This window comes from Nostoc sp. CHAB 5715 (assembly GCF_020829685.1).
Lineage (GTDB): Bacteria > Cyanobacteriota > Cyanobacteriia > Cyanobacteriales > Nostocaceae > Nostoc.
This window is the reverse complement of record NZ_JAIVFR010000685.1, coordinates 1-4,236: the sequence shown is the minus strand read 5'-3', so window position 1 is coordinate 4,236 and position 4,236 is coordinate 1. Positions and strand designations below refer to the sequence as shown.

At 38.7% G+C, this 4,236-nt stretch carries 1 protein-coding gene and 2 pseudogenes; 2 read left to right on the top strand and 1 reads right to left on the bottom strand.

Annotated elements, in window-relative coordinates:
• Together LC574_RS29015 and LC574_RS29010 are read left to right on the top strand one after the other, a co-directional pair.
• Positions 1–197 (top strand): annotated as a pseudogene (locus tag LC574_RS29015) (hypothetical protein); the annotation flags it as partial.
• Entirely contained in the window at positions 190–930 is a 741-nt protein-coding gene (locus LC574_RS29010; RefSeq protein ID WP_229457092.1) for a collagen-like protein, read from the top strand. The pseudogene LC574_RS29015 and the gene LC574_RS29010, both read left to right, overlap by 8 nt.
• Before the next feature lie 260 nt (positions 931–1,190).
• On the opposite strand, the pseudogene LC574_RS29005 reads toward LC574_RS29010, so the two are convergent.
• A pseudogene (locus LC574_RS29005) lies at positions 1,191–4,236 on the bottom strand (DEAD/DEAH box helicase); the annotation flags it as partial.

Genomic DNA, 4,236 nt, shown 5'->3' with positions numbered 1-4,236 from the left:
GCGGTAGTGGCAATAATTTTATTGATGAAATCGAGTGTCCTAGTGGGGATTTCAAAGTCTCTTGTGGTGATGAATGCCCTGAAGGATTTTGCAAATGCCCAATTCCCGAATATCCCGGTTACTGCTGTTTAGATTGTGCGTCTATTGCTGCAAGTATCCGCGCTATCACTAATGGATTGAGGGCAAAAAATGGCTGATACTTGTGCCAGTTTAGCGGCAGAAATTGCAGCGCTAAGAGCGGAAATTGGAAAACTCAGCGGAAAAGGCACAGTAGACCAAGTTGCTCGTAATATGGCTCGCGCCGCGCACGCTGAAGCTTTTCGCGCTGGAGTAGATGCACTCAAAGCTCAAGGCATGGTAGAAGGGGTTAAAGCAGAACTTGCAGAATTAAAAGCAATTCTTGTCGGTTTGGCTGCTCTGGCTGCCACAATCGCGGCGGTTAGTGCTACTGCTACTGCTGCTGGTGCTGCTGCTACTGCTAATACTGCCCTTGGTAGAATTGCCTCAATACTAGAAAAACTTGATAGATTACTAAGCATTGTTGACGCGATTTTGTTTCTCAAAGGAGCAATTCAAGAAATTCAATCCGGTCAACTTAGTTTAGAGACAACAGTTAACGGACTACAGATGCTGGTTGGCGCTCTCAGAAATCGTGTTGGCACTCCAGGACAAACTGGAAGACCTGGGCGTGATGGGCGTGATGGGCAACCCGGTAGACCAGCCCTTGATGGAAGACCTGGGCGTGATGGGCAACCCGGTAGACCAGCCCTTGATGGAAGACCTGGGCGTAATGGGCGTGATGGGCGTGATGGGCAACCCGGTAGACCAGCCCTTGATGGAAGACCTGGGCGTGATGGGCAACCCGGTAGAAACGGCATTGATGGCAAGCCAGGTAAAGACGGAATTAATCTAACAAAAACTAAACGATGAGCGCGATTTCAATCACCTGCGAAATAATCAAATACAAATTTCACAAGGTATTGTGACTGGATTTAACGAGATTGAACGCAGATTAAATCACCTTGGCGAACAAGTGATTGAGATTAAAGCCTATTTAATTCAAAGCCAAGGCACTATTCACGGTGAGTAAGTCTCTGGGGATTCTTTCTAGGAACTTAAAATTACTTTTTCTCAGCCTTTTATATTTGCTGTTTATCACCGAAGCCTTTAATTAACAACAAAACCACTTTTCAAATGATTCGAGAAACATCAACGAAACCTCCATGAAGACTTACAATATTTGATACTTCGGAATACATACTTCCGACTTTACCTGATTGATGGGTAAACAAATTATGACAACCCACAATTATCAAGAGTTCTTGAGCGCGAGAAAATGCAACATTTACCCGTTCTGGCTTCTTCGCAAATCCCACATCTCCTTTGCTATTGTTGCGAACCATACTTACAATTACAACAGGTCGTTCCATACCTTGAAATCTGTCTACTGTACCAGTACGAATTTCTAGTGAAGGAAACAGTTCAGATTGTAGACGTTCATCAATTTTTCTTAATTGAGCGCCATAAAATGTAATTACAGCAATTTCTTTTTTCGGTTCACCATTAGCAACTTTATCAGCCCAAGTAGTCTCGAACTGCTGACACAAACGTTCAATCGTATCAATTTCTTGACTATTGAAGTAAGAAGTTCCATTTCGTTGCTCTAAAAACTGATTCTCTATAGGCGTTTTTACCCAAATAAGATGCTGAGATTCTTGGATAATTTCGCCTGCTAGATGATGTGCGCGTTTTGTATCTGGCTCCAAAATACCAGATTCTAGTTTACCATCATAAAACTGATTGATTGCTCCCATAATAAATGGGTGCATTCGATACTGTGTAGTTAGCATTTGTTTGATGCTTTCATCAGCAGATTCAAACTGACTTTTAAATAGTGATTCTTCTAAAAATTGTAGTTCATCTCGTGTGTTGCCAATTGTTTGAGCAACTTCTTCTAAAGTGCTAGTATCAAGCATGGGTGGTAATTGCCGATGATCGCCTACCATTACTAACTTTTTACCTTTCAATGCTGGGATTAGTAACTCTGGTGGAGTACACTTACTAACTTCATCAATAATGACAACATCAAAGGATTTGAATTCTTCAGAAAAACCTCTATTTGCAGCTTGAACACAGGTGATACCGACGACGTTGGCATTATCTAGATATATGCGCCTTAAATCGTCGCGGCCGCCTTCAGTTGGCTGTCTTAATTTTTCTATCCAATCTTGTACAAAATTTTGATATTTATTGAGATAAGCTTTATCTTTTTCGAGTTCCTGTTGCCAAGATTCAAAACTAATATTTATGCTACGTAATAACTCTATATTAAACCAGTCAGCAGCAAATTTTTCTGGTTTAAATTTCTCCGGTATTCTTTGCCATTCTGTCAACCACCAGCTTCTTTCTTCTATTAAACTTTCTGATGGCTGTGGTTGTAATTTTTGTTCTATTTCGCCTAAGCTAATTTGTAACTTTTGAAGTTCCTGTAGAGAAATTTCAGTTTCTTGTTGTAGTTTTGAGAAATGCTCATGTAGAGAGTTTTTAATCATCTCTAACACAGCAAAAGGTTCTAATAATGAAATTAAGGTTTCAAGTTGACTAATAGAACTTTCCCAATAATTAACTTGATTTGAAAACTCTTGCGGCTGCTCCCAAATATTTGATTGTGTTGCGAGATATTTTTCAGTTAGAATGCGTAATTGAGCAGGAATCTTTTGTTGATTAAGTTCTTGTAAAATATTAATAACTCGTCCAAGTTGCAAATTAGCGTCTTGCTGTGCTTTTTCTACCTCAGCTTGAGTAACAGATATTTGCTGTTGGCTAACTTCATTTTTTTGAAGTTCATTTAATTGGCGTTGCAGATGCTGAAGCTGTTGTTCAGTTTCTGTTTTGACTTTTAAAACGCATTGACGCGCATTTGCAAGGATTGTATCTAGCAATTCTTGTGTAATGCGGGTAAGAGTAGAGTCGATATTATTCCATTCCCATGATGTGCCATAAGTCCGTTGCATTCTAATTAAAAAAACCTGGGTATTTTCAACTAGTAATTTTCGCTGTTTGGGGTTGAGTAGCTGATAATTATTAAACTGTTGATAGGTTTCTTGCCATTGGGTGCGATCGCTCTTTGATAGTACCATTGGAATCTGACTAAAATTTTGTTGTAAAAAATAACTAAAATTATGCTGTTTACCCCGTCTATCAGTGAAATTACCGTCTATTTCATAAGCGATCGCCTTTGTCAATAACTCCCATTCTGGCAGGTTAATTTTGTAACATTTTGGTACTATTGGTAATTTTAATGTATTAGCAAACATCAACAAACCTAACGGCAAGTCTACTAAATTTTCTGTGAGCGGTAAAGCTGATTGCTGACAATCTTTCAAAGTTTGATAGAGAAGAGAAGGTGCTGTAGATTTCCATTCCTTAACTGCTGAGATAATATAATCTATTTCCCGTTTGCGGTTTTCCCATATCTGGATTGTTTGCTGTATGTTTTGCAGTTTGGCAAGATATTTCTGATAATCTGGTTGTAGCTGATTTAATGAGGCGAAATTTTGTTGGACAATCTGTACTGATGCTGCAACTTCTGATATAGCTTGACTTGCATTTTGAGCATAAGTCAAAGCAGTTTTAAATTTAGAAATTTCTCTTGCTACAGTTTCACGCAACCAAACCGCTAAACCAAAAGCACCAAGCGCCGGACGCACAAAGCCAAGTTTATCAGTATATTTGATGGTTTGACGAACATTTGCTAAAAATTCTTCTACTACACTGTTACCTTCTGTGTATGGCTTAAGAAGTGGCAAAAAATCTGTAACTTCTTGAGCTTCCCAGTTTATATTTGGTGCAGTATTTAGTATATTTTCCAGACCGACAATTAGGGATTCAACCTATTTCTGATTTTGTACGGTTGCGTTGTAAAATTTTTCTTGATTTTTAAAGTCGCTCTCTACTTTTAACTTATTTTTCTTGAATTTAATTTGTTGCTGATGAAATTCTTCCTCTGCTTGGAAGTAGGCTGTAAATCTTTTTGATGATGTAAGTAATTGACTGAAAATTTTGATATTTTCGAGCCGTTGAGTCAGATTATTTTCGCAGTCATAAGCTGTATTTTCTAGCCATCTGCCAATCACTTGGTCTTCTAAAAATGGCTGTCCTTCCTCCCCAACTTTCTCGGCTCTACCTTTTCTGACAGCGCGAATTAAATTCAAGAAAAATAAGTTAAAAGTAGAG

What these genes read in the sequence shown, in the direction of transcription:
- LC574_RS29010 (WP_229457092.1), top strand. Translation starts at nt 190, where the DNA reads ATGGCTGATACTTGTGCCAGTTTAGCGGCAGAAATTGCAGCGCTAAGA.